21 protein-coding genes are annotated in these 20,745 nt (G+C 42.1%); 5 read left to right on the forward strand and 16 right to left on the reverse strand.

Annotation, left to right across the window (positions count from 1 at the left end):
• The first annotated feature begins 48 nt into the window (after positions 1 to 48).
• Complete coding sequence (gene crr, locus EL244_RS11550) at positions 49 to 558, forward strand: PTS glucose transporter subunit IIA (RefSeq protein ID WP_006814669.1); 510 nt, start codon at positions 49 to 51, stop codon at positions 556 to 558.
• 86 nt (positions 559 to 644) lie between these two features.
• Here crr and cysM read toward each other — a convergent pair whose 3' ends face one another.
• The 5 genes from cysM to EL244_RS11575 form a co-directional block, all read right to left on the reverse strand.
• Positions 645 to 1,529, reverse strand: coding sequence for a cysteine synthase CysM (gene cysM, locus EL244_RS11555; RefSeq protein ID WP_126461043.1), 885 nt, complete (start codon positions 1,527 to 1,529; stop codon positions 645 to 647).
• A 66-nt stretch (positions 1,530 to 1,595) separates the two neighbouring features.
• Positions 1,596 to 2,684: a sulfate/thiosulfate ABC transporter ATP-binding protein CysA gene (cysA, locus tag EL244_RS11560; RefSeq protein WP_126461046.1), complete on the reverse strand. Its 1,089-nt coding sequence runs from the start codon at positions 2,682 to 2,684 to the stop codon at positions 1,596 to 1,598.
• Positions 2,685 to 2,686: 2 nt separating this feature from the next.
• Positions 2,687 to 3,547, reverse strand: a complete 861-nt coding sequence (gene cysW / locus EL244_RS11565; protein WP_126461049.1) for a sulfate/thiosulfate ABC transporter permease CysW — start codon at positions 3,545 to 3,547, stop codon at positions 2,687 to 2,689.
• Positions 3,547 to 4,377 carry a sulfate/thiosulfate ABC transporter permease CysT gene (gene cysT / locus EL244_RS11570; RefSeq protein ID WP_006814673.1) on the reverse strand — a complete coding sequence of 277 codons (831 nt, stop codon included), beginning with the start codon at positions 4,375 to 4,377 and terminating at the stop codon, positions 3,547 to 3,549. Before cysT ends, cysW begins: the two co-directional genes overlap by 1 nt.
• On the reverse strand, positions 4,377 to 5,399 hold the full coding sequence (locus tag EL244_RS11575) for a sulfate ABC transporter substrate-binding protein (protein WP_115164490.1): 1,023 nt from the start codon (positions 5,397 to 5,399) through the stop codon (positions 4,377 to 4,379). Before EL244_RS11575 ends, cysT begins: the two co-directional genes overlap by 1 nt.
• Positions 5,400 to 5,682: 283 nt before the next feature.
• On the opposite strand from EL244_RS11575, the gene EL244_RS11580 reads away from it, so the two are divergent.
• Both EL244_RS11580 and EL244_RS11585 read left to right on the forward strand, forming a co-directional pair.
• Positions 5,683 to 5,868 (forward strand): type II toxin-antitoxin system HicA family toxin, encoded by a 186-nt coding sequence (locus EL244_RS11580; protein ID WP_071599550.1) that lies wholly within the window; start codon positions 5,683 to 5,685, stop codon positions 5,866 to 5,868.
• A gap of 56 nt (positions 5,869 to 5,924) precedes the next feature.
• Positions 5,925 to 6,338, forward strand: a complete 414-nt coding sequence (locus EL244_RS11585; RefSeq protein WP_006814675.1) for a type II toxin-antitoxin system HicB family antitoxin — start codon at positions 5,925 to 5,927, stop codon at positions 6,336 to 6,338.
• A 57-nt stretch (positions 6,339 to 6,395) separates the two neighbouring features.
• Here the strand turns inward: EL244_RS11585 and EL244_RS11590 are convergent, their stop codons facing one another.
• The 3 genes from EL244_RS11590 to EL244_RS11600 form a co-directional block, all read right to left on the reverse strand.
• Positions 6,396 to 7,292, reverse strand: coding sequence for a Dyp-type peroxidase (locus EL244_RS11590; RefSeq protein ID WP_006814676.1), 897 nt, complete (start codon positions 7,290 to 7,292; stop codon positions 6,396 to 6,398).
• 214 nt (positions 7,293 to 7,506) lie between these two features.
• A complete protein-coding gene (locus EL244_RS11595) occupies positions 7,507 to 8,091 on the reverse strand; it encodes an RpoE-regulated lipoprotein (protein WP_039855044.1) in 585 nt (194 codons plus the stop codon).
• An 81-nt stretch (positions 8,092 to 8,172) separates the two neighbouring features.
• Positions 8,173 to 8,604, reverse strand: coding sequence for a GNAT family acetyltransferase (locus tag EL244_RS11600; RefSeq protein WP_006814678.1), 432 nt, complete (start codon positions 8,602 to 8,604; stop codon positions 8,173 to 8,175).
• Positions 8,605 to 8,739: 135 nt separating this feature from the next.
• Between EL244_RS11600 and hemF the strand changes: the two genes are divergently transcribed.
• Positions 8,740 to 9,657 carry an oxygen-dependent coproporphyrinogen oxidase gene (gene hemF / locus EL244_RS11605; protein WP_006814679.1) on the forward strand — a complete coding sequence of 306 codons (918 nt, stop codon included), beginning with the start codon at positions 8,740 to 8,742 and terminating at the stop codon, positions 9,655 to 9,657.
• Between the two features lie 157 nt (positions 9,658 to 9,814).
• A complete protein-coding gene (locus EL244_RS11610; protein ID WP_126461052.1) occupies positions 9,815 to 10,948 on the forward strand; it encodes a M4 family metallopeptidase in 1,134 nt (377 codons plus the stop codon).
• Between the two features lie 145 nt (positions 10,949 to 11,093).
• On the opposite strand, the gene rluF is transcribed toward EL244_RS11610, so the two are convergent.
• The 8 genes from rluF to rlmN form a co-directional block, all read right to left on the reverse strand.
• On the reverse strand, positions 11,094 to 11,969 hold the full coding sequence (gene rluF, locus EL244_RS11615; RefSeq protein WP_126461055.1) for a 23S rRNA pseudouridine(2604) synthase RluF: 876 nt from the start codon (positions 11,967 to 11,969) through the stop codon (positions 11,094 to 11,096).
• 146 nt (positions 11,970 to 12,115) lie between these two features.
• Entirely contained in the window at positions 12,116 to 13,591 is a 1,476-nt protein-coding gene (gene der, locus EL244_RS11620; RefSeq protein WP_006814682.1) for a ribosome biogenesis GTPase Der, read from the reverse strand.
• 128 nt (positions 13,592 to 13,719) lie between these two features.
• On the reverse strand, positions 13,720 to 14,892 hold the full coding sequence (bamB, locus tag EL244_RS11625; protein ID WP_112837050.1) for an outer membrane protein assembly factor BamB: 1,173 nt from the start codon (positions 14,890 to 14,892) through the stop codon (positions 13,720 to 13,722).
• Positions 14,893 to 14,913: 21 nt separating this feature from the next.
• Positions 14,914 to 15,537, reverse strand: coding sequence for a YfgM family protein (locus EL244_RS11630; RefSeq protein WP_006814684.1), 624 nt, complete (start codon positions 15,535 to 15,537; stop codon positions 14,914 to 14,916).
• A gap of 10 nt (positions 15,538 to 15,547) precedes the next feature.
• Complete coding sequence (gene hisS, locus EL244_RS11635; RefSeq protein WP_115164491.1) at positions 15,548 to 16,825, reverse strand: histidine--tRNA ligase; 1,278 nt, start codon at positions 16,823 to 16,825, stop codon at positions 15,548 to 15,550.
• A gap of 213 nt (positions 16,826 to 17,038) precedes the next feature.
• Positions 17,039 to 18,160 (reverse strand): flavodoxin-dependent (E)-4-hydroxy-3-methylbut-2-enyl-diphosphate synthase, encoded by a 1,122-nt coding sequence (gene ispG / locus EL244_RS11640; RefSeq protein ID WP_006814686.1) that lies wholly within the window; start codon positions 18,158 to 18,160, stop codon positions 17,039 to 17,041.
• Between the two features lie 160 nt (positions 18,161 to 18,320).
• Positions 18,321 to 19,295: a cytoskeleton protein RodZ gene (rodZ, locus tag EL244_RS11645; RefSeq protein ID WP_126461058.1), complete on the reverse strand. Its 975-nt coding sequence runs from the start codon at positions 19,293 to 19,295 to the stop codon at positions 18,321 to 18,323.
• Between the two features lie 199 nt (positions 19,296 to 19,494).
• On the reverse strand, positions 19,495 to 20,667 hold the full coding sequence (gene rlmN / locus EL244_RS11650; protein WP_473086654.1) for a dual-specificity RNA methyltransferase RlmN: 1,173 nt from the start codon (positions 20,665 to 20,667) through the stop codon (positions 19,495 to 19,497).
• Positions 20,668 to 20,745: the final 78 nt, after the last annotated feature.

The following is a 20,745-nucleotide window of genomic DNA, read 5'->3' on the forward strand; positions in this document are numbered from 1 at the left end:
CAGCAGCACATTAGTTCGGTCCCATATAAAACGATTAGGAGAAGGTCCATGGGTCTGTTTGACAAACTGAAATCACTAGTTTCGGAAGACAAAAGTAGCAGTGGCAGTATTGAAATTATCGCCCCTCTATCAGGTGAAATCGTCAATATTGAAGATGTTCCAGACGTTGTGTTTGCTGAGAAAATTGTTGGTGATGGTATTGCTATCAAGCCTACCGGAAACAAAATTGTCTCTCCAGTTGATGGTACTATTGGTAAGATTTTTGAAACTAACCATGCGTTCTCCATTGAATCAGATGATGGCATAGAACTATTTGTTCACTTTGGTATTGATACCGTTGAACTTAAAGGTGAAGGTTTTAAACGTATTGCTGAAGAAGGCCAAACGGTGAAGAAAGGGGATTTAGTCATTGAGTTTGACTTAGCTCTTTTAGAAGAAAAAGCCAAATCAACCTTAACACCGGTTGTGATTTCAAACATGGATGAGATTAAAGAACTGAATAAGTTAAGCGGTTCTGTGACAGTCGGTGAAACTGTCATTATGCGCATTAAAAAATAGTTGCAATTAATCGAGCCTAATAAAAAACCACCAGCAGCGCCAGCGTTATTGGCTCACTTCTGGTGGTTTTACTGTATCTATTGATATTATCTGTCAAAAACACCCGTTGATAGATAGCGGTCACCTCTATCACAGATAATAGCCACAATCACCGCTCCGGGATTCTGTTTTGCAACCCGTAAAGCCCCTGCAACCGCACCACCCGAACTCACTCCACAAAAGATACCTTCACACTTAGCTAACGCTCTCATCGTCTCTTCTGCGTCTTTCTGGTTGATATCTAACACGCTATCAACAAGCTTACTATCAAAAATCCCCGGTAAATATCCCGGAGACCAACGACGAATGCCCGGAATTTGGCTTTTCTCTTCTGGCTGTAATCCAATAATCTGAACATCACTTGATTGAGATTTTAAGTAGCGGCTAACGCCAGTTATAGTACCGGTCGTTCCCATACTGGAAACAAAATGGGTGATACGCCCTTCTGTTTGTTGCCAAATTTCAGGCCCTGTTGTTTTAAAATGCGCTAATGGATTATCAGAATTATTAAACTGGTCGAGAACTTTGCCTTCACCCTGATTGGCCATTTCTTGGGCTAAATCACGCGCCCCTTCCATTCCAACCGTTGTACTAACTAAAATCAGTTCTGCACCATAGGCTTGCATCGAAGCTTTGCGTTCTTGGCTCATATTATCGGGCATCAACAACTTTAATTTGTACCCTTTTACCGCGGCAATCATCGCCAGTGCAATGCCAGTATTACCGCTAGTTGCTTCTATCAGGGTATCTCCGGGTTTAATTTCCCCACGCTTTTCAGCCTCACTGATCATGGAAAATGCAGCGCGATCCTTCACTGAACCAGCTGGATTATTGCCCTCTAGTTTTACCCATATTTCTGCATCTATCCCTTCCACCAGACGTTGTAAACGTACTAACGGTGTATGACCAATAAACTGTTCCAAAGTCGACACTGAGTTTTCCTTATAATAATTTTTATTCATCGATCCCGCAGGTAAGATCAATCGCAATATTTTAATCTACGCGCTTTTAGCTAAAGTGGGAAAAAATAATTGCTCGTTTCCCTGATATATTTTGGTGTGTTTACTACCGAGGTAATATTGTTCACCTCTGACGGGTACCGCACCCAGCTCTTGCCATACCACTGATAAACTGTGATCTCCCCAACCAAGTGGTTGAACGGTTAATTGCCAGAAATGCCCCCGAGGACCCGACTCGACAACTCTAACAGGAAGCTGATGAAGTGAATCAGGTTGCACTTGTAGACTAATATCCCAAGGCCTGACAAATACATCGACATTACCCTGTTGTGCACTCACTTGCTCAAGAGGGAAAGTATAATTAGCAATTTGCAGCTGTGAACCACGAATTTGCCCTGCGATTTGATTCACTTCCCCCATAAACTCAAGAACAAAACGCGTTTGTGGATCTTGCCAAATTTCATTCGGTGTTCCCACTTGTTCAATCTGTCCTTGGCTCATCACCACAATCCGGTCAGCAACTTCCATTGCTTCCTCTTGGTCGTGAGTCACAAATACACTGGTAAATTTTAGTTCCTCATGAAGTTGACGTAACCAACGCCGTAATTCAATTCGGACTTGTGCATCTAACGCACCAAATGGCTCATCCAATAACAGAATTTGGGGTTCAACCGCAAGGGCACGCGCTAAGGCAACTCGCTGTTTTTGTCCACCTGAAAGTTGTGATGGATAACGAGAAGCCAAATGAGCTAATTGCACCATATCGAGCAATTCCATCGCTTTTCGTTTAATATCAGCTTTTGATGGGCGCTGTTTTCTTGGTAATACCGTCAAGCCAAATGCCACATTTTCAAAGACAGTCATATGGCGAAATAGCGCGTAATGTTGAAAAACAAAACCTACATGACGGTCTTTAGCATGAATATGGCTCACATCCTGCCCATGGAAACGTAAGTGCCCATAACTATGCTGCTCCAATCCTGCAATAATACGCAGCAATGTCGTTTTACCTGAGCCAGAAGGCCCCAGTAATGCCACCATTTCCCCTGAAGCGATATCCAACGAGATATTATTTAGCACTGGCGTTTTGCCAAAAAGTTTGCCTACGTTAGCGATTTCAATACTCATAATTAATGGACTCCCGACTCAGTTTGCTGGCGACTTAAATGCCATTGCAATGCACTTTTCACGATCAAGGTAATGATGGCTAATAACGCTAAAATTCCCGCGGCGGTAAATGCGCCTACCGTATTATAATCTTGATGAAGCAATTCAACTTGCAGCGGCAATGTATAGGTTTCCCCTCTAATGGCCCCCGACACCACGGACACAGCACCAAATTCACCAATGGCACGGGCGTTAGTTAAAACTACTCCATACAACAGCGCCCAGCGAATATTGGGTAAAGTCACTCGCCAAAACATTTTCCAACCTGATGCCCCGAGTAAAATTGCAGCCTCGTCTTCTTGGCTACCTTGACTCAGCATTAATGGGACTAATTCTCTAACGACAAAAGGGCACGTCACAAATATGGTGACTAATGCCATACCCGGCCATGAAAACATGACTTGAATATCAAATCCTTCCAACCATCCACCAAACCAACTGTTAGAGCCGTAAAATAATAGATATAGCAAGCCCGCTACCACCGGAGAGACCGCGAACGGGATATCGACTAAAGTGAGTAATAACTGACGACCGGGGAAACGGAAGCGAGTCACAAGCCACGCGAGCATGACGCCAAAAACTAAATTGACAGGCACGGTGATCAAGGCAATTAATACTGTTAGCCCGATAGCGTGTAACATATCGGGATCGCCCAAATTCATCAGAACCTCACCCAGACCTTTTTGAAATGCAGTAATAAAAATCCAAGCGATGGGAACCACTAATAGCAGAAAAGAAATGCTGATCCCGATTGTAATCAGAGCCCATTTTCCCCAATTAATTGCAGGGCGGCGTGCGATAGGAAATGGCGTAATCTGTCCCATTAATGTCCCCCTAACCTTTTACCAAATCGGCTTTGGATCATATTGACAGTAAACAGTAACAGTAATGAAACAGCCAAAATAACCGAGGCGATAGCACTTGCAGCCGGGTAATCAAATTGCTGTAGCTGGCTAAAAATCATTAATGAAACCACCTCCGTTTGCCATGCGATATTCCCCGCGATAAAAATAATTGCACCAAACTCGCCAAGGCTGCGAGTAAAGGATAAAACGGTGCCTGCAATTAAGGCTGGGGAAACTTCAGGTAAAATAACACGGCGAAAAGTTTGCCACCGCGTGGCACCAAGGGTTTGTGCGGCTTCTTCATATTCAGGGCCGAGTTCCTCAAGTACTGGCTGTACTGTTCTCACGACAAATGGAATGCTAGTAAATGCCATTGCAACTGCGATACCTAACCATGTATTGACGACTTTAATATCAAACTGATGTAGATATTGCCCATACCAGCCTGAAGTGGCAAATAAGGTAGCAAGCGTCAAGCCTGCCACCGCGGTTGGTAATGCAAAAGGTAAATCGACCAGCCCATCGAGAAATAGACGTCCCGGAAAACGGTAACGGGTTAAAATCCAAGCCAGTAACATGCCAAATATTGCATTAAATAAGCTTGCGACTAGAGCCGCTAGCAACGTTACTTTGTATGCGGCAACCACTTGGGGATAACTGATAACCGCCCAATATTGTTGCCATGTCATATCGGACAGTTGCACCACAAGGGCACTTAAAGGAAGCAGCAATATTAAACAGACATAGAATAAGCTACTGCCTAACGTCAATCCGAAACCCGGTAAAAACCGTTTTCCTGTTTTGAGCATTATCGGCGCCCTTGTTCCATAAGTTGATCGAACTCACCACCCGTTGAAAAATGGACATCCATCACTTTCGGCCAACTCTCAAACTGGGATTCAACCGTAAACAATTTGGTGTCTGGGAATTTGCTTTTATTCGCATCCATGACGCTTTTATCATTTACACGATAATTAAAGCTGGTAATTGTATTTTGAGCTTGTGGGCTATAGAGATAATTTAGGTACGCTTTTGCTACTTTTTCCGTACCATTTTTTTGTACATTTTTATCTATCCACGCAACAGGGAACTCCGCCAAGATATCCACTGGTGGCACAATCACTTCGTAATCGGACTCACCGTATTGGCTACGGATATTATTCACCTCAGATTCAAAACTGATCAGAACATCCCCTAACCCTCTCTCAATAAATGAGGTCGTAGCACCACGTCCCCCCGTATCAAACACTTCAACATTCTTCAGAAATTGCTGCATTTTTTCACGAGTTTGTGGCGTATTTTTCCCATTCTCTTGGTTAAATGCCCCCCAAGCGGCAAGATAGGTATAGCGTCCATTACCAGATGTTTTCGGATTCGGAAAAACTAACTTCACATCTTCACGAACAAGATCATCCCACGTTTTAATCCCTTTAGGATTACCTTTACGTACTAAAAATGCCATGGTGGAATAATATGGCGAGCTGTTATTAGGTAAACGCGCCTGCCAATCAGCAGGGATCAAATTTCCTTTATCGTGCAAGATCTGTACATCAGTAACTTGGTTAAAAGTCACTACGTCGGCTTTTAACCCCTGCAAAATAGCTAATGCTTGCTTGGATGAGCCTGCATGGGACTGTTTTATAGTCAGTGGGTCTTGAGGATTCTCTTTCGCCCATTGTTTTTCAAATTCAGGATTTAACGCGACAAATAGCTCCCGAGAAATGTCGTAAGAACTATTCAACAATTCAGCCGCCGTTAGGGATGCACTGCTCATTAACGAGAACATCGCCAAGCTTGCCAAACCGGTATTTTTTAATATTGATTTTTTCATGTGATCCCCAGTCAATACTCAACCCAAACTAATATCTAAAAATAATGTATACGTTTTAGTTATAACTTTATAGTTATCAATCACTGTTTGATATATCAAGTTGGTATATTAAAGAGGTTATAGCGATAAGCATAAAAATCTATTTTGTATTGAATGGGTTAGCGTTATGAGGAAAGTTCAGGATGTTTAGACGGTAAATGAATACACATCAAACACACTTTTTAATTGCCCTCATTAAATTAGTGTGTAAGATGTGTATATCAGTTAACGAAATGGAGGGAACTTGAAAAGTTCGGAACTGATAAAGTTATTAGAAAAAAATGGTTGGAGGCTAGAGAGGATTAAAGGAAGCCATCATCAGTTCTCCCATCCCAATTTTTCAATTGTAATTACAGTCCCGCATCCACGTAAGGATTTAAAAATTGGAACGCTAAACCAAATTCTTACGGTTGCAAAACTGAAACATTAATCAAAGATGCGCTCATTAATAGTAAACAAGAGCGCCATCTTTATGGAGACAATACCATGTTATACCCAGCCTTTATTGAAATTGACAGTGATGGCAGCGCAAGCGGCTGGTTCCCTGATATAGAAGGATGCACCTTTGCAGGCGATAATATTGAAGATGCCTATGCAGACGCAAAATCTGCCATTGATGTTCATTTCGAGCTACTAAGTGAAAAAGGTTTTAAAATTCCATCACCAAAATCCCAGCATGCCCACCTTCAAGATACACCTGATATATATCAAAAAGGGATTTGGTTATTAGTGGATATTGATATGGATAAATATGATGGAAGAGCAGAAAGAGTCAATATCACACTGCCTCATCGCCTATTACACCGAATTGATACTCTCGTAAAAGAGCACCCAGAATATGGCAGTCGCAGTGGTTTTATTGCCGCAGCGGCACGAAAAGAACTACAAAAAAATAGTTAATATATTCCAAGAGACAAGCTGTAGCCGATACGCTACAGCTTGATTGCGGACGATGACTTATAAGGAAAGTAAACGTTCGATCGATGGGGCATAATAGTAGCTACCTGATACCGCTTTTGTCATGCGCAGTAGATCATCGTACTTACCATCAGTTTCACCAAACATACTCAACAATTGCTGTTCAATATTATGGATAGTGGCACAATACGCGACAAAGAATAAACCATGTTTACCACTCGCAGTACCATATGGCAGGCTATGACGCATCACTGATAATTCTTCCCCATCTTCCTCAACAACAACACGGGAAACATGAGAAGTTTTATTACGCACACTTTCATCTAATTCGACGCTATCGTGTTTCGTGCGACCAATCATTTTCTCTTGCTCATGCTCAGAGAAACGAGACCATTTATTCAGGTCATGCTCATAACGCTGCACCATGATATAGCTACCACCGATATCTTCACCGTCTTTAATGAGCGTTACTTCGGCAATCTCTTCGCCTTGTGGGTTTTCTGTGCCATCAATAAAGCCGCTCAAATCTCTGTCATCAACCCAGCGGAAACCATGAATTTCTTCAACAACTTCAATCGATTTTCCAAATGCTTTCAACGCGGCTTGCGCTAAAGAAAAATTAATATCATGGCGTAATGATTGGATATGAATAAAGATATCGCGCTGAGTTGCTGGAGCAAGCCCTTTGCCTAAAGTACGAAATGGTTTTAATTCAGGGGAGACTTCTGCGTGCCCTAATTGTTGCCAAACATCTGAACCAAAAGCGATCACAGCCCCTAAGCGGTCATCGGGGTACTTAGCTTGCAATTTAGTTAATTCATCAACAAAAATCTTGCACCCTGATTTCACATCGTCGAGAGGTCCCTTTACCATCCCTTCGATAAAAATACCGAAACGACTATGTTCTTTCAAAATACCACTTTGTGAATGAGACATGCATAAACCCCTTAGAATGAATAAATTACACAAACTTATAGTTTATAAACATATTATCTTATTGAGGGTGATTTTCACCTTGTTTTAACGCAAGTGTTAAGCACTATTAGGGAGTTAATGCAGAAAAAGGAAATGCGGAAGAAAAAAACCATTGTATATCAATAGAATAATGCCACAAATAATAATCTTATTTGTGGCTGTCATGAAAATAAACTTACTTATGCCAAATGATTTGTGACACTTTCCACTCTTTGAGTACTTCATCAGCCGGCATTAAATTTTCAGGCCCTTGCCATTTACCGCTAAAGCGATACACCACTTTGCTACTTTGCGGCGCGACACACAATACCGTTGGCACAGAATCAATAACTTCGCCCAATGAACATGAGCCATAGGCTTTTTGATAGATATCGTTAAATTCACTACCGATTTGAATTCCCCATTCGGTGATCATATCAGCATCATTGACGACCACACGAGAAACCGTGCCTTTTTCAGGGCCAAATACCTCGACTGCCACATCAAGATCTTTCATAGCTTGAAAGACTGATACCATGTCGCCATTTTCCATCTGCATGCCACCCCGAATGGTATATCGATCATCTAATTGGTTATTAATGACATTCAGATTCATTGGTGTTGCACTGGTGATTGCCCCGACGCCAGCATCAGAAATGACTAATGGGCTATGAAACCATGTGGAGGGAGAAAAAAAACTTTTTCCTGCACAGCCAGACAGCGCAATGACACCGCCAAGTAGGGTCATTCTGAATACGGTTACTAATGCACGTTGGGACATACCATCCTCTTTATTAGGTAATATAATGCATACTATGACAGCTCATTTCTAAAAACATTCAAGGAAACCACAAAGAATGCATTAAAAATCGACTTCGTGGGTCAATCTCTTTGAATAAATAAGACGCTCAGCCGGCTCTTCTTCATACAACATTTTCTCAAACATACAAATGGCTGCGTCTGACTCTTCATTCACCAAAAATTCAATTCTACCGCAGCCACGAGCAATCAATTTTTTCTCTAAGCGACTCACCAATGCATTAGCAATTCCACGCCCACGAAATTCAGGGTGAACCGCGAGATAAACAGCGGTCCCTCGAATACCATCATAGCCTCCCATGATAGTTCCGACGACTTCACCAGAAACTTCTGCAACCAGAAAGAGATCTGCGCCACATTGCAACTTACGTTCAATGTCTAATTCAGGATCCCCTGAAATTGCATTCAATTGACAACGTTCCCACAATGTTAGCACTTCTTCATAATCACTCTGGCGAAATATGCGTATTTCCATAACCTTGTCCGTTTACACTAAGCTTTCTGCCATTATCACTGCTTTTCATTCACAATCAATATTCAATATGCCTTTTTTACCTCAACGGGGTATACTTTAGGCACTTTTTTCTGCCGATGGTTCTATTAAAAAACAATGAATTACCCAGATATCGATCGTGTAAAAGCCTTTTTGCAAAGCTTGCAAGATACTATTTGTCAAAAAATCACTGAACTTGATGGCAAAGAAACTTTTCTTGAACAAACATGGGAGCGCGCAGAAGGCGGAGGTGGACGCAGCCGAGTTTTAACTCAAGGCGCTCTATTTGAGCAAGCTGGTGTTAATTTTTCCCATATTAAAGGAGACAAACTTCCTGCTTCCGCTTCTGCTCATCGTCCAGAATTAGCTGGTCGTAGCTATCAAGCCATGGGAGTCTCTTTAGTTATCCACCCATTAAACCCTTATATTCCAACGACCCATGCTAATGTACGATTTTTTATCGCTGAAAAAGAAGGTACAGAGCCCGTTTGGTGGTTTGGTGGTGGCTTCGATTTAACACCTTATTATGGTTTTGAAGAAGATGCTATCCATTGGCATACCGTTGCTCGAGACCTATGCATGCCTTATGGGGATGATGTTTATCCTAAATACAAGAAATGGTGTGACGAATATTTTTATCTCAAGCATCGTAATGAGCCACGCGGCATTGGCGGTTTATTTTATGACGACCTCAACCAAGGCGGTTTTGAATCTTGTTTCAATTTTACACAAGATGTTGGTCATGGTTTTCTACAAGCCTATGCCCCTATCGTAGAACGACGTCGTTACCTCTCATGGGGGGAGCGAGAACGCCAATTCCAATTATATCGCCGCGGACGCTATGTGGAATTTAACCTTGTCTGGGATAGAGGAACTTTATTTGGCCTACAAAGTGGTGGTCGTACTGAGTCGATTTTAATGTCCATGCCACCATTAGTGCGTTGGGAGTACGATTATCATCCAGAACCAAATAGCCCGGAAGATAAACTCTATACGGATTTTCTTATCTCAGGTAAAACGTGGCTAACCCCTTAATTAGCGGTATACACTTTTGGAATTAATCAGTCAATTTTAAGCCGTTTATTACTGATAAAAATTAGCAATATTTAATTAAATACCTTAATTATCATGTAGATACAAATCAAATTTAAACATTTATGATTCTATTTCCTCAAACGAAATGGAGTCATAAATGAGTCAAATACTTGGTCGTTCACTACTCTCACCTAGCCTAATTTCTTACTTCTTTCAAGAAACTCAAAGCGGTGATTTAAAATCTACTCTATACCATATTAACGAAATAATGAGCCGCACTTACACTGATGAAGATGTCACCTATCAGCGGAAATTGTGGTGTAGCGTTCGGAACGCAGGCAAAGGGTATAATCGCTTGATCCGTGATGCCCAGCAGCGCGTTGAAAACCTCAATCATAATCACTCTGACCTCCCCATTTGTCGCCGCGAAGAAATTCCTGCGGATGAACATATGGCTCATAATGATTTCTCAATCATCATGCGTGAAGATGATACCGTTGCGCCAAGCATGCCCGCACATCATGTTTTTAGTTCAATCGGTGTGATCCGTTCATTCTTAGAGGAGAAATTTAATATTGATAAAATGTTTGGCTGCGATGCTGATATCAATGCGGTTATTCATTATGGTAAAAATTATTCCAATGCCTTTTGGAATTCCCAAGCTATATTTTTTGGGGATGGTGATGGAACCGTTTTTGGTCCCTTCTACAACGATATTGATATAATTGCTCATGAACTTGCTCATGGATTTATCAGTTCTCAAGCTGACTTTGATTATATCTACCAATCTGGCGCGCTGAATGAATCCGTTGCCGATGTATTAGGCATTATGGTGAAACAATTTGTCCAGAAGGAAACCGTAAGTCAGTCAAACTGGTTACTGGGTGAAAATTTATTCATTGATAAAAAAAGAGCACCAGCACTTCGTTCTATGAAAGAACCGGGAACAGCCTACAATTTCACGCAAAGTAATCGCGACCCACAAGTTGGCCACATGAACCAATACCGTAATTTACCTCGCCATATTGATAATGGTGGCGTACATATCAACTCCGGTATACCAAACAAAGCATTCTACTTGTTAGCCATGGAATTAGGTGGCTATTCATGGGATGTGGCAGGGAAAATTTGGGTTGCCGCTGTTTCTGATCCTCTGGTAATCAGTTCTGCGACTTTCATCCAATTCGCCACAGCCACAGTGCGTGCAGCAAAACGTTTATTTGGTGATGATATTGCAATGAAAACACGCCAGAGCTGGCTAGATGTGGGGTTAAAACTGGATAATATTTAAGCGGTAGAAAGTGAAGTATTTTACTGAATAGTTTTTGTCGGCCTACAGAAAGGCTGACTTTTATCGCTAAAATGATCAAAGGCCAAGCTCATAAAGTTACTATCCACTTTTTCACTCAGCCTTTTCTCTATTTATTCAATGCCTATTAGCGTTTTTTCTTTTTACGTCCCGGCTGGGTAAATTTCTTTTTAGGTGGCTCCGCATTTGCTTTTGGCTTACTGCTTGTACCTTGCTTACCTGCCGTTTTACTCCCCGTATTACGCGCTTGTGGTTTTGCAGCTTTCTTCGGTTTCACATCTGACTCTGATTTTTCAATCAAATTAAATAATTCAATCAGTTCATCATCGGTCAGATCACGCCATTCACCCACAGGAATTCCGGTCAGTTTGACGTTCATGATTCGTACGCGTTCCAGCTTAGTCACTTCATAGCCAAAGTGCTCAGTCATTCGACGTATTTGACGATTTAACCCTTGGACTAACGTGATGCGGAAGATGAAAGGAGCTTCTTTTTTGACCTTACATTTTTTGGTCATCGTACCCAAAATTGGCACTCCAGAAGCCATACCTTGGATAAATTCGTCCGTGACAGGTTTATTGACGGTGACGACATATTCTTTTTCGTGGTCATTACCTGCACGTAAAATTTTATTCACTAAATCCCCATGGTTCGTTAGAAATATTAATCCTTGGGAATCTTTATCTAAACGACCAATAGGAAAAATGCGTTTACTGTGATTAACGTAATCAACAATATTGCCTTTCTCACCACTTTCGGTCGTGCTTACAATGCCAACCGGTTTATTCAGTGCGATTAGCACTAAATCATCTTCATCACGAGGTTCAATCAACTGTCCATTTACTTTAACGATATCGCCAGCAGAAACTTGATCGCCAATACCAGCGCGCTTGCCATTAATGAACACGTTGCCTTGTTCAATATAACGATCAGCCTCACGTCTTGAGCAGATACCGCTCTCGCTAATATATTTATTCAGGCGTGTGGATGAATTGATTTCCATGGTTTTCCTCAGTCAATAAAACAACTTAAAATTTTCAGGGCTGTAGGGATACAATTAAACATAGTAAAAAGCCGTAACAACAATAAGTTACGGCTTCTTGTACGCTAGTCAAAATAATATTGCTATTTTGACATGACGTTGGTCAATTAACGTTTTTTCAGATGTTGCATTAAGCGCTTACGCTTACGTAACTGGGTCGCTGTTAATTTATTTTTCTTATCCGCATACGGGTTTTCACCCTCTTTAAATTGAATACGAATTGGCGTTCCCATGACTTTTAACGAACGGCGGAAGTAGTTCATTAAATAACGTTTATAGCTATCTGGTAAGTCACTCACTTGGTTACCGTGGATCACCACGATAGGTGGGTTATGACCCCCCGCATGAGCATATTTCATTTTCACACGACGACCACGGATCAATGGTGGTTGATGTTCATCTTCCGCCATTTTCATGATACGTGTTAACAGAGCCGTTCCAACACGACGAGTGGCTGATTCATAAGCTTCTTGTACTGATTCAAATAAGTTACCTACGCCACTGCCATGTAACGCAGAAATAAAATGAATACGAGCAAAGTCGACGAAACCTAGACGCAATTCCAGCATATCTTTGACGTGATCACGATCTTCTGGCTTCATGCCATCCCATTTATTCACTGCAATAACCAAAGAGCGCCCAGCATTCAGGATGAAACCTAGCAGGGATAAATCTTGGTCTGAGATCCCTTCACGGGCATCAATCACCAGCAGTACAACGTTCGCATCTTCAATCGCTTGCAATGTTTTGATAACTGAGAATTTTTCAACAGTTTCGGTCACTTTTCCACGCTTACGTACACCCGCAGTATCAATGAGAATATATTCACGCTCATCGCGTTCCATTGGGATATAGATACTGTCACGGGTCGTGCCTGGCATATCGAATACTACGACGCGGTCTTCACCTAAAATACGGTTTGTCAGTGTGGATTTACCCACATTTGGACGGCCAACAATCGCTAATTTTATCGGCAATGTACTAGGATCAAAATCATCTTCTTCATCAGATAATTCGCTTTCAGCTTCTAATTCAGCCCAATAAGCCGCATTTGCCTCTTCATCGGTTAATTCAACTTCTTCTTCTTCAACTTCGATAAATGGCTTTAATGAGTGCTCAATTAGCTGGGTAACTCCACGGCCATGGGAGGCCGCGATTGGGTAGATTTCCCCAAGTCCCAGTGAATAGAAATCACCAACAACGATATTGGCATCAATACCATCCGTTTTGTTGGCGACTAAATACGTTTTTTTCTTGCGGCTGCGTAAGTGTTTGGCGATACCTTCATCCGCAGGCATTAGCCCAGCTCTTGCATCGACCATAAATAGTACAACGTCAGCTTCTTCAATCGCTTGGAGCGATTGTGCCGCCATATGGGTTTCTACACCCTCTTCTGTACCATCGATACCCCCTGTGTCGATAATAATAAATTCATGCCCTTCAACTTCAGCACGACCATATTTACGATCACGAGTCAGACCAGGGAAGTCTGCCACAAGTGCATCACGGGTACGGGTTAATCGGTTAAATAACGTGGATTTTCCTACGTTTGGACGCCCAACCAGCGCTACGACGGGTATCATTCTTAAGTGCCTCACAACTTTAATTAACTAATAGAATTCTGAGGCTTAAACTCAGAAAACAAAAACGAAACGGTTCCTGTATCCAGGAACCGTTTATTTTATCGATAAATTGTCTACTTGTCAGGAAATTAACGTGTTAACAGGTAAACTGTTCCGTTTCTCGCCTGAACCATTAATTTATCTCCTGCAATTGCAGGGCGGCTATGGATACCGGAGCTATTCAGTTTGTTTTGTGCTACAAACCCACCCGTACTGGTATCTAACCAATGCAGATAACCTTCTTTATCACCCGCAACCAAGTAGCCGTTATAAACTTCAGGAGCAGATAATCCACGGTTTAGCAGTTGGTCTTGAGTCCATAAGGTTACGCCATCGCTCTTACGAACGGATAGCACGCGGTCAGTTTGATCGACCAGATACAAGTTGTCACCTGACAAGACCATGTCATTAATAGAGCCTAACTCACGCTTCCATAACATCTGACCTGAACGCATATCTAATGCTGCTAATGTACCGTTATACGCAATAGCATACACTTTGCCATCATCAATAACTGGGGTCATATCCACATCATTCAAGCGACCAATTTCTGTCGAGCTAGTCACTTGAGAAATACGTTGTTGCCAAATTAATTGGCCTTGGGAAAGCAGAACCGCACTGACACGTCCATTATCACCACCAACAATAGCCGCACCAAAAGCAACGGCAGGCGCTGACTCACCACGGAGTGATAAAGATGGGGTATCCATGTTAACAGTCCACTTAATTGCGCCTGTTGCAGTATCTAAAGCTTGTAATTGACCATTACTGGTATGGATGATAACTAAATCACCACTAACAACCGGCTTAGACAGCGCTTCGCCTGCAACTTCAACATCCCACAGGACTTCACCATTTTCTTTATTTAATGCGATAACCGTGCCACGTTCGGTGCCAATGAAAATTTTGTCATCAAATACGGTTAAACCACCAGACAGTAGCGCAGATAAATTGGCAGAAAGAAAACCATTATTCTTTGATAAATCAACAGACCACAGTTCTTTACCGCTATCTAATTCAAATGCTTTTACTAAGCCTTTGCGATCCGCAGCGTATACGGTAGTTCCATCCCATACAGGGGACAGCTCTGAATAAAACTGATCAACACCGTTGCCGACGGATTTATCCCAAACAATAGTAGGTGTAAATTGATTCTCAACCTGTGGTAATGGCGCCATCACAATAGAATCAGTTTCGCTGGAACAACCGGCAAGTAAAGCTGAAGCGACTAGGCCTACCAAAAGAGTTTTGCGCAACTGCATAGTGTGTCGTTTCCTTTCTTTTTATGAATTAGATACGTTGTTCAATTTCAGAGTTAGGAGACCTCTGAGTGATTGAGAACCTTCACTTTCTAACCCCTGAGTGTATGCAGCTTTAGCGCCGGATTTATCACCCTTATGGAGTAATGCATCACCACGGACATCCTGTGCCGCAGCTTGCCATGACTTACCTTGAATCTTTGCAATAGAAGCCAGTGCCGCATCCGCATTGCCTTGAGCAAGCTGAACACGCGCTAAACGCAGGTTGATCACATCTTGCATATCAACCGTTTTGGCTTTTGCTAATGCATCTGTCAGTGCTTTATCTGCACTTGCTAAATCGCCTTTATCAACAGAAACCTGGGCTAATTCTAGCCCCATCATTGCACTGTAAACATCATCGGTTTCTGCTGCAAATTTTTTCGCGGCCTCAATACCTTGAGCTGAGCCTGTATGTAATTGCGTACTCACACTTTCGTATTTAGCCGCACTTTCTTGCAACACATTCGACTTATGAGATTGCCAATAGTTCCAACCAAATACACCACCGACCCCAATTACCAGTCCAATCACTAATGCAACGCCATTATTAGCAAAAAAGCGCTTGACCGCATCAACCTGGTCATTTTCGTTTGTATAGACTTCCACTTGTCTCTCCTTAACCTAACAGCTCGGCAATACGCGATGCCATTAGTTGCTGTGAAATAGTTTCTTGTGTTCCGGTACGTAAATCTTTCAGGGTCACTTGGCTATTTTGAATTTCATCTTCACCTAAGATCAGTGCCAATTTAGCACCTTGTTTATCTGCACGAGCCAGCTGTTTCTTAAAGTTTCCACCACCATGGTTGGTCATTAAGCGCAGAGTCGGCAGTGCATCACGCACTTTTTCTGCCACCAATAAAGCTGCTTGTTGGCTGTTATCACCAAATGAAGCCAGATAAACGTCAGCAACAGAATTATCGGCAGTAAATTCAGGGTTCACTTCTTGAACCAACAGAACCATACGCTCCATACCCATGGCAAAACCTACCGCAGGGGTTGCACGGCCACCGAGTTGCTCAACCAGACCATCATAGCGGCCACCCGCACAGACTGTTCCTTGAGAACCTAATGCCGTTGTTACCCACTCGAATACGGTACGGTTATAGTAATCTAAACCACGAACTAAGCGCTGATTAACGCGGTATTGAATACCTGCGTTATCGAGTAACTTACATAATCCGTCAAAATGCTCACGGGATTCATCATCGAGATAATCAAACAGTGCTGGTGCATCATTTAATAAAGCTTGGACATCTTTATTTTTTGAGTCCAATACACGCAGAGGATTGCTATACATACGACGTTTGCAATCTTCATCAAGTTTATCTTTGTGTTGTTCAAGGAAAGCAACTAAAGCATCACGATAATTAGCTCGCGCTTCCAAAGAACCAATAGAGTTCAGTTCTAATGTTACATGCTCACTGATACCTAAAGCACGCCACCAACGAGCCGTCATTAGAATCACTTCGGCATCGATATCCGGACCAGCAAGACCGAACACTTCCGCACCTAACTGATGAAACTGACGATAACGACCTTTTTGTGGGCGCTCGTAACGGAACATCGGCCCTAAATACCATAAACGTTGTTCCTGATTGTACAGCAAACCATGCTCAATACCGGCACGTACACAACCTGCGGTATTTTCAGGGCGCAGAGTCAAACTTTCTTCGTTACGGTCATTGAAGGTATACATCTCTTTTTCAACAACATCGGTAACTTCACCAATTGCTCTACGGAATAACGGGGTCTGCTCTACAATCGGGGTACGAATTTCACTAAAGCCATAACCCTGTAAAATATTTTTCAATGTTGCTTCGATTTTTTGCCATACTCTGGTATCTGCCGGCAAGTAATCATTCATGCCTCGGATGGCTTGGATATTTTTTCCCACTTTATTTCTCTATTTTCAGAATTACATTAGGTCGATTATAAGAGCGAAATGTCATCAGGTTCAATCAACAAACTGCAAATCACCCCCTCAATCGGGAATTATCTGTCGATTTTGGTCTCTAATCGTTAATTTTAAGAAAAAACAGCCATAATTAATACCGTTAATCATGGCAATAGATATAAAAACTGACTCTAATGAGCCAGTTTCTAATCATTATTTTTCTAATTGATTAATTTCTATCCGCATACTTTCATCCATCATCGCCGCTTTAGCACGAATCTTCGCTTCTAACTGATCGATAATTTTATCATTATCAAAGCGTTCTTTTTGGCGAATGCCATCTTCGTAGAACCCACTTTTAGTTTTTGCACCCGCCACACCTAAAGTAGACACTTCCGCTTCTCCGGGACCATTCACTACACAGCCAATAATAGAGACATCCATTGGCGTAATGATATCTTCCAGTCGTTGTTCTAGCGCATTGACAGTGCCGATAACATCGAACTCTTGGCGTGAGCACGTTGGGCAAGCGATAAAATTGATTCCACGCGAACGAATACGTAATGATTTTAGAATATCAAAACCGACTTTGACTTCTTCAACAGGGTCTGCTGCCAATGAAATACGTAACGTATCACCGATACCTTCGGATAACAGCATACCTAAGCCAATTGCAGATTTCACGGAGCCCGCACGTGCGCCCCCCGCTTCAGTGATACCTAAATGCAACGGTTGGTCAATTTTTTGAGCCAATAAACGGTAAGAACCTACCGCAAGGAAAACATCAGATGCTTTTACACTGACTTTAAATTGATCAAAGTTCAATCTATCGAGAATATCAACATGGCGCATAGCAGATTCAACTAATGCTTCAGGCGTAGGTTCACCATATTTTTCTTGGATATCTTTTTCCAATGAGCCGCCATTAACCCCAATACGAATAGGAATGTTGTAATGACGAGCGCAATCAACCACTTGGCGGATACGCTCTTCACTACCGATATTACCTGGGTTAATACGCAGGCAATCCACACCATATTCCGCAACTTTCAGGGCTATTCGATAGTCAAAATGGATATCGGCCACTAAGGGAACATCGACTTTTTGTTTGATTAATTTAAAGGCTTCTGCCGCATCCATTGTGGGCACTGATACACGCACAATATCCACGCCTACTCGCTCCAATGCTTTTATTTGGCGAACAGTCGCATCGACATCAGTGGTGCGTGTATTAGTCATTGATTGGACAGCAATTGGTGCGCCATCTCCAACGGGGACATTACCTACATAGATACGAGTGGATTTACGTCTTTTGATTGGTGATTCGTTATGCATTTTAGTTTAATTCTCCGGACATCCATGTGCTCTTTAATACCATGGCATAGTGTATGGTTATTGCTTCTTACGCATCCCACTATACACAAGAAAACAAACTACAAACTATCACAAAGAGTGTTTTAGGATATAGTTTGCTTCTTCTAATTTGCAGTGTCTTTTACGCTTCTGGCAATGTGAATTTTGCTGATCTTTTCGCTTTGATAAAACGACTTAAATCAACATCCTTGCCTTGGAATTGTACTGCCACATTTGCTGGCGCGCCGATATTCAAGCGGTAAGGCTGAGAGCCATCAAGTTCTAATTTGTCGCCGCCATTTTTCATGCCGCTGAATAACACTTTATTATTTGCATCACGAATTTCCAACCAACATTGGCCAGAGAAATTCAAGACCAAACCAGTTGTATTCGCCGCTGGCATATCTGTGGATTCAGTGCTTGCATTTGCTTGCGCTCTATCCACTGATGATGCAGTCTGTGGTGCATTTGGCAGTGGAATTGTTCTCACGGCTTGAGCATCTGCATTACCAGCAATTGGGGTCTCTTGATTGTCAGATAAAACAGGCAACTCGCCAGTTACTGAGGATGTTTGTACCGCACCATTCTCAGTTGCAAGTGGTGCAATCGTCGCGGGATTAGTCGGAGCTACAGGCTGACTACTATTATCTTGCTGCGATAAAATTAAATCGTTTTCCGTTGCCATGGTGATAAAATCTTTTTTCTGAGCATTATGATCTTGCCACCACCAAATACCCACCATAGCAATCAAAATAATCACGATCAGCCAAGTGATTTTCATCAACCAGCCTTCACGTTTTTTGCGTTTTTTACCTAGAGAATAGCTTTGCATCGGGGAAACATTGGAAACTTGAGCAGGCGCATCGGTTTTCAAAAATACGCTAATTTCACTTTCTGGGAGACCAACCATTCGAGCATAAAGACGTATATAGCCACGTAAGAATGTTGGCTCAACACCAGCTGGATGAATATCTTGCTCTATTTCCTTTACCGTACTCACTTTAAGGCACAGTCGCTCAGCAACCATTTCCTGCGTCAACCCCTTACGTTCACGGGCTTGCGATAATACTTGTCCTACAGTGATAGAGGTTTGTTCGGTATTATTTTCGATAGTCATTAGCTAGCAACACTATTTCCAAGTTAAAAAAATATAAAGCTGACTTCGCGCCACTTTATCCGTCAGAGTAACTCATAGTTTCTAAACAACAATATAGATTCCTTGTCACTTTAAACATTGTAGGCGAACCAGGGCATTTTGCCTAACATAAAACACCCTGAATCATAACCTAACTCACTGCTTAAATATTATCTATATATCAGACTGCTTTAACTTGGATTGGTTCCCCTGCTAAGCGTTTTTTCAAGGTCCGTTTCGTCCTATCAATAACATCGCCAGCAAGCTGTCCACAAGCCGCATCAATATCATCACCACGCGTTTTACGAACTATCGTAGTAAAGCCATACTCCATCAACACTTTAGAGAAGCGGTCAATACGACTATTTGAGCTGCGGCCATAAGGTGCTCCCGGGAACGGGTTCCATGGGATCAAATTAATTTTACTTGGCGTATTTTTCAAGCATTCAGCTAACTGGTGCGCTTGCTCGACACTATCATTAATATGATCAAGCATCACATACTCGACGGTTACACGCCCAGCATTTGCATTGGATTTAGTTAAATATCGATTCACACTATTTAAAAATGTTTCGATATTATATTTTTTATTGATAGGTACGATTTCATCACGCACATCGTCCGTTGGTGCATGCAGTGAAATAGCTAATGCCACATCAATCATATCGCCCAGTTTATCCAGTGCCGGAACTACGCCGGATGTGGAGATCGTCACGCGGCGTTTTGACAAACCGAAACCAAAATCATCCAACATGATTTCCATCGCGGGAACCACATTGTTCAGGTTGAGTAACGGCTCTCCCATTCCCATCATCACCACGTTGGTAATTGGGCGGCGGCCTGTCGATTTTAATGATCCAATAATTTTAGCGGCACGCCATACTTGCCCAATAATTTCCGATACGCGTAAGTTACGGTTAAAACCTTGTTGAGCCGTTGAGCAGAATTTACACTCAAGTGCACAGCCGACTTGGGAAGAAACACATAATGTTGCGCGATCAGCTTCAGGGATATATACCGTTTCAACCAGTTGGTCACCGACTTTGATGGCCCACTTGATCGTGCCATCGGATGAACGTTGTTCATCAGCCACTTCAGGAGCGCGGATTTCAGCCACTTCTTTCAATTTAGTACGTAATACTTTGTTGATATCGGTCATTTGATCGAAATCATCGTAGCAATAGTGGTAAATCCACTTCATCACTTGGTCTGCTCGAAACGGTTTTTCACCTAATTCAGCAAAAAATTCGCGCATTTGCTTACGATTTAAATCCAGCAAGTTGATTTTCTGTGTATTTTTTTCTGGGGTAATCGATACAGCAGAAGATGTTGCACACTGTGCATTGGTAGTCATATCAGACATTGAGTTTGCCTCGTTGTTACACTTTCGGCAGTGCAAAAAGCACGACGTAAATATTCGGTTGCTATAAAA

Source organism: Providencia rustigianii (genome assembly GCF_900637755.1).
GTDB lineage: Bacteria > Pseudomonadota > Gammaproteobacteria > Enterobacterales > Enterobacteriaceae > Providencia > Providencia rustigianii.

Bases quoted from the DNA above. Each gene is read 5' to 3' on its own strand.
- crr (WP_006814669.1), top strand. From the start codon at position 49: ATGGGTCTGTTTGACAAACTGAAATCACTAGTTTCGGAAGACAAAAGT.
- cysA (WP_126461046.1), bottom strand. From the start codon at position 2,684: ATGAGTATTGAAATCGCTAACGTAGGCAAACTTTTTGGCAAAACGCCA.
- cysW (WP_126461049.1), bottom strand. From the start codon at position 3,547: ATGGGACAGATTACGCCATTTCCTATCGCACGCCGCCCTGCAATTAAT.
- cysT (WP_006814673.1), bottom strand. From the start codon at position 4,377: ATGCTCAAAACAGGAAAACGGTTTTTACCGGGTTTCGGATTGACGTTA.
- EL244_RS11575 (WP_115164490.1), bottom strand. From the start codon at position 5,399: ATGAAAAAATCAATATTAAAAAATACCGGTTTGGCAAGCTTGGCGATG.
- EL244_RS11585 (WP_006814675.1), top strand. From the start codon at position 5,925: ATGTTATACCCAGCCTTTATTGAAATTGACAGTGATGGCAGCGCAAGC.
- EL244_RS11590 (WP_006814676.1), bottom strand. From the start codon at position 7,292: ATGTCTCATTCACAAAGTGGTATTTTGAAAGAACATAGTCGTTTCGGT.
- EL244_RS11595 (WP_039855044.1), bottom strand. From the start codon at position 8,091: ATGTCCCAACGTGCATTAGTAACCGTATTCAGAATGACCCTACTTGGC.
- EL244_RS11600 (WP_006814678.1), bottom strand. From the start codon at position 8,604: ATGGAAATACGCATATTTCGCCAGAGTGATTATGAAGAAGTGCTAACA.
- hemF (WP_006814679.1), top strand. From the start codon at position 8,740: ATGAATTACCCAGATATCGATCGTGTAAAAGCCTTTTTGCAAAGCTTG.
- EL244_RS11610 (WP_126461052.1), top strand. From the start codon at position 9,815: ATGAGTCAAATACTTGGTCGTTCACTACTCTCACCTAGCCTAATTTCT.
- rluF (WP_126461055.1), bottom strand. From the start codon at position 11,969: ATGGAAATCAATTCATCCACACGCCTGAATAAATATATTAGCGAGAGC.
- der (WP_006814682.1), bottom strand. From the start codon at position 13,591: ATGATACCCGTCGTAGCGCTGGTTGGGCGTCCAAACGTAGGAAAATCC.
- bamB (WP_112837050.1), bottom strand. From the start codon at position 14,892: ATGCAGTTGCGCAAAACTCTTTTGGTAGGCCTAGTCGCTTCAGCTTTA.
- ispG (WP_006814686.1), bottom strand. From the start codon at position 18,160: ATGCATAACGAATCACCAATCAAAAGACGTAAATCCACTCGTATCTAT.
- rodZ (WP_126461058.1), bottom strand. From the start codon at position 19,295: ATGACTATCGAAAATAATACCGAACAAACCTCTATCACTGTAGGACAA.
- rlmN (WP_473086654.1), bottom strand. From the start codon at position 20,667: ATGACTACCAATGCACAGTGTGCAACATCTTCTGCTGTATCGATTACC.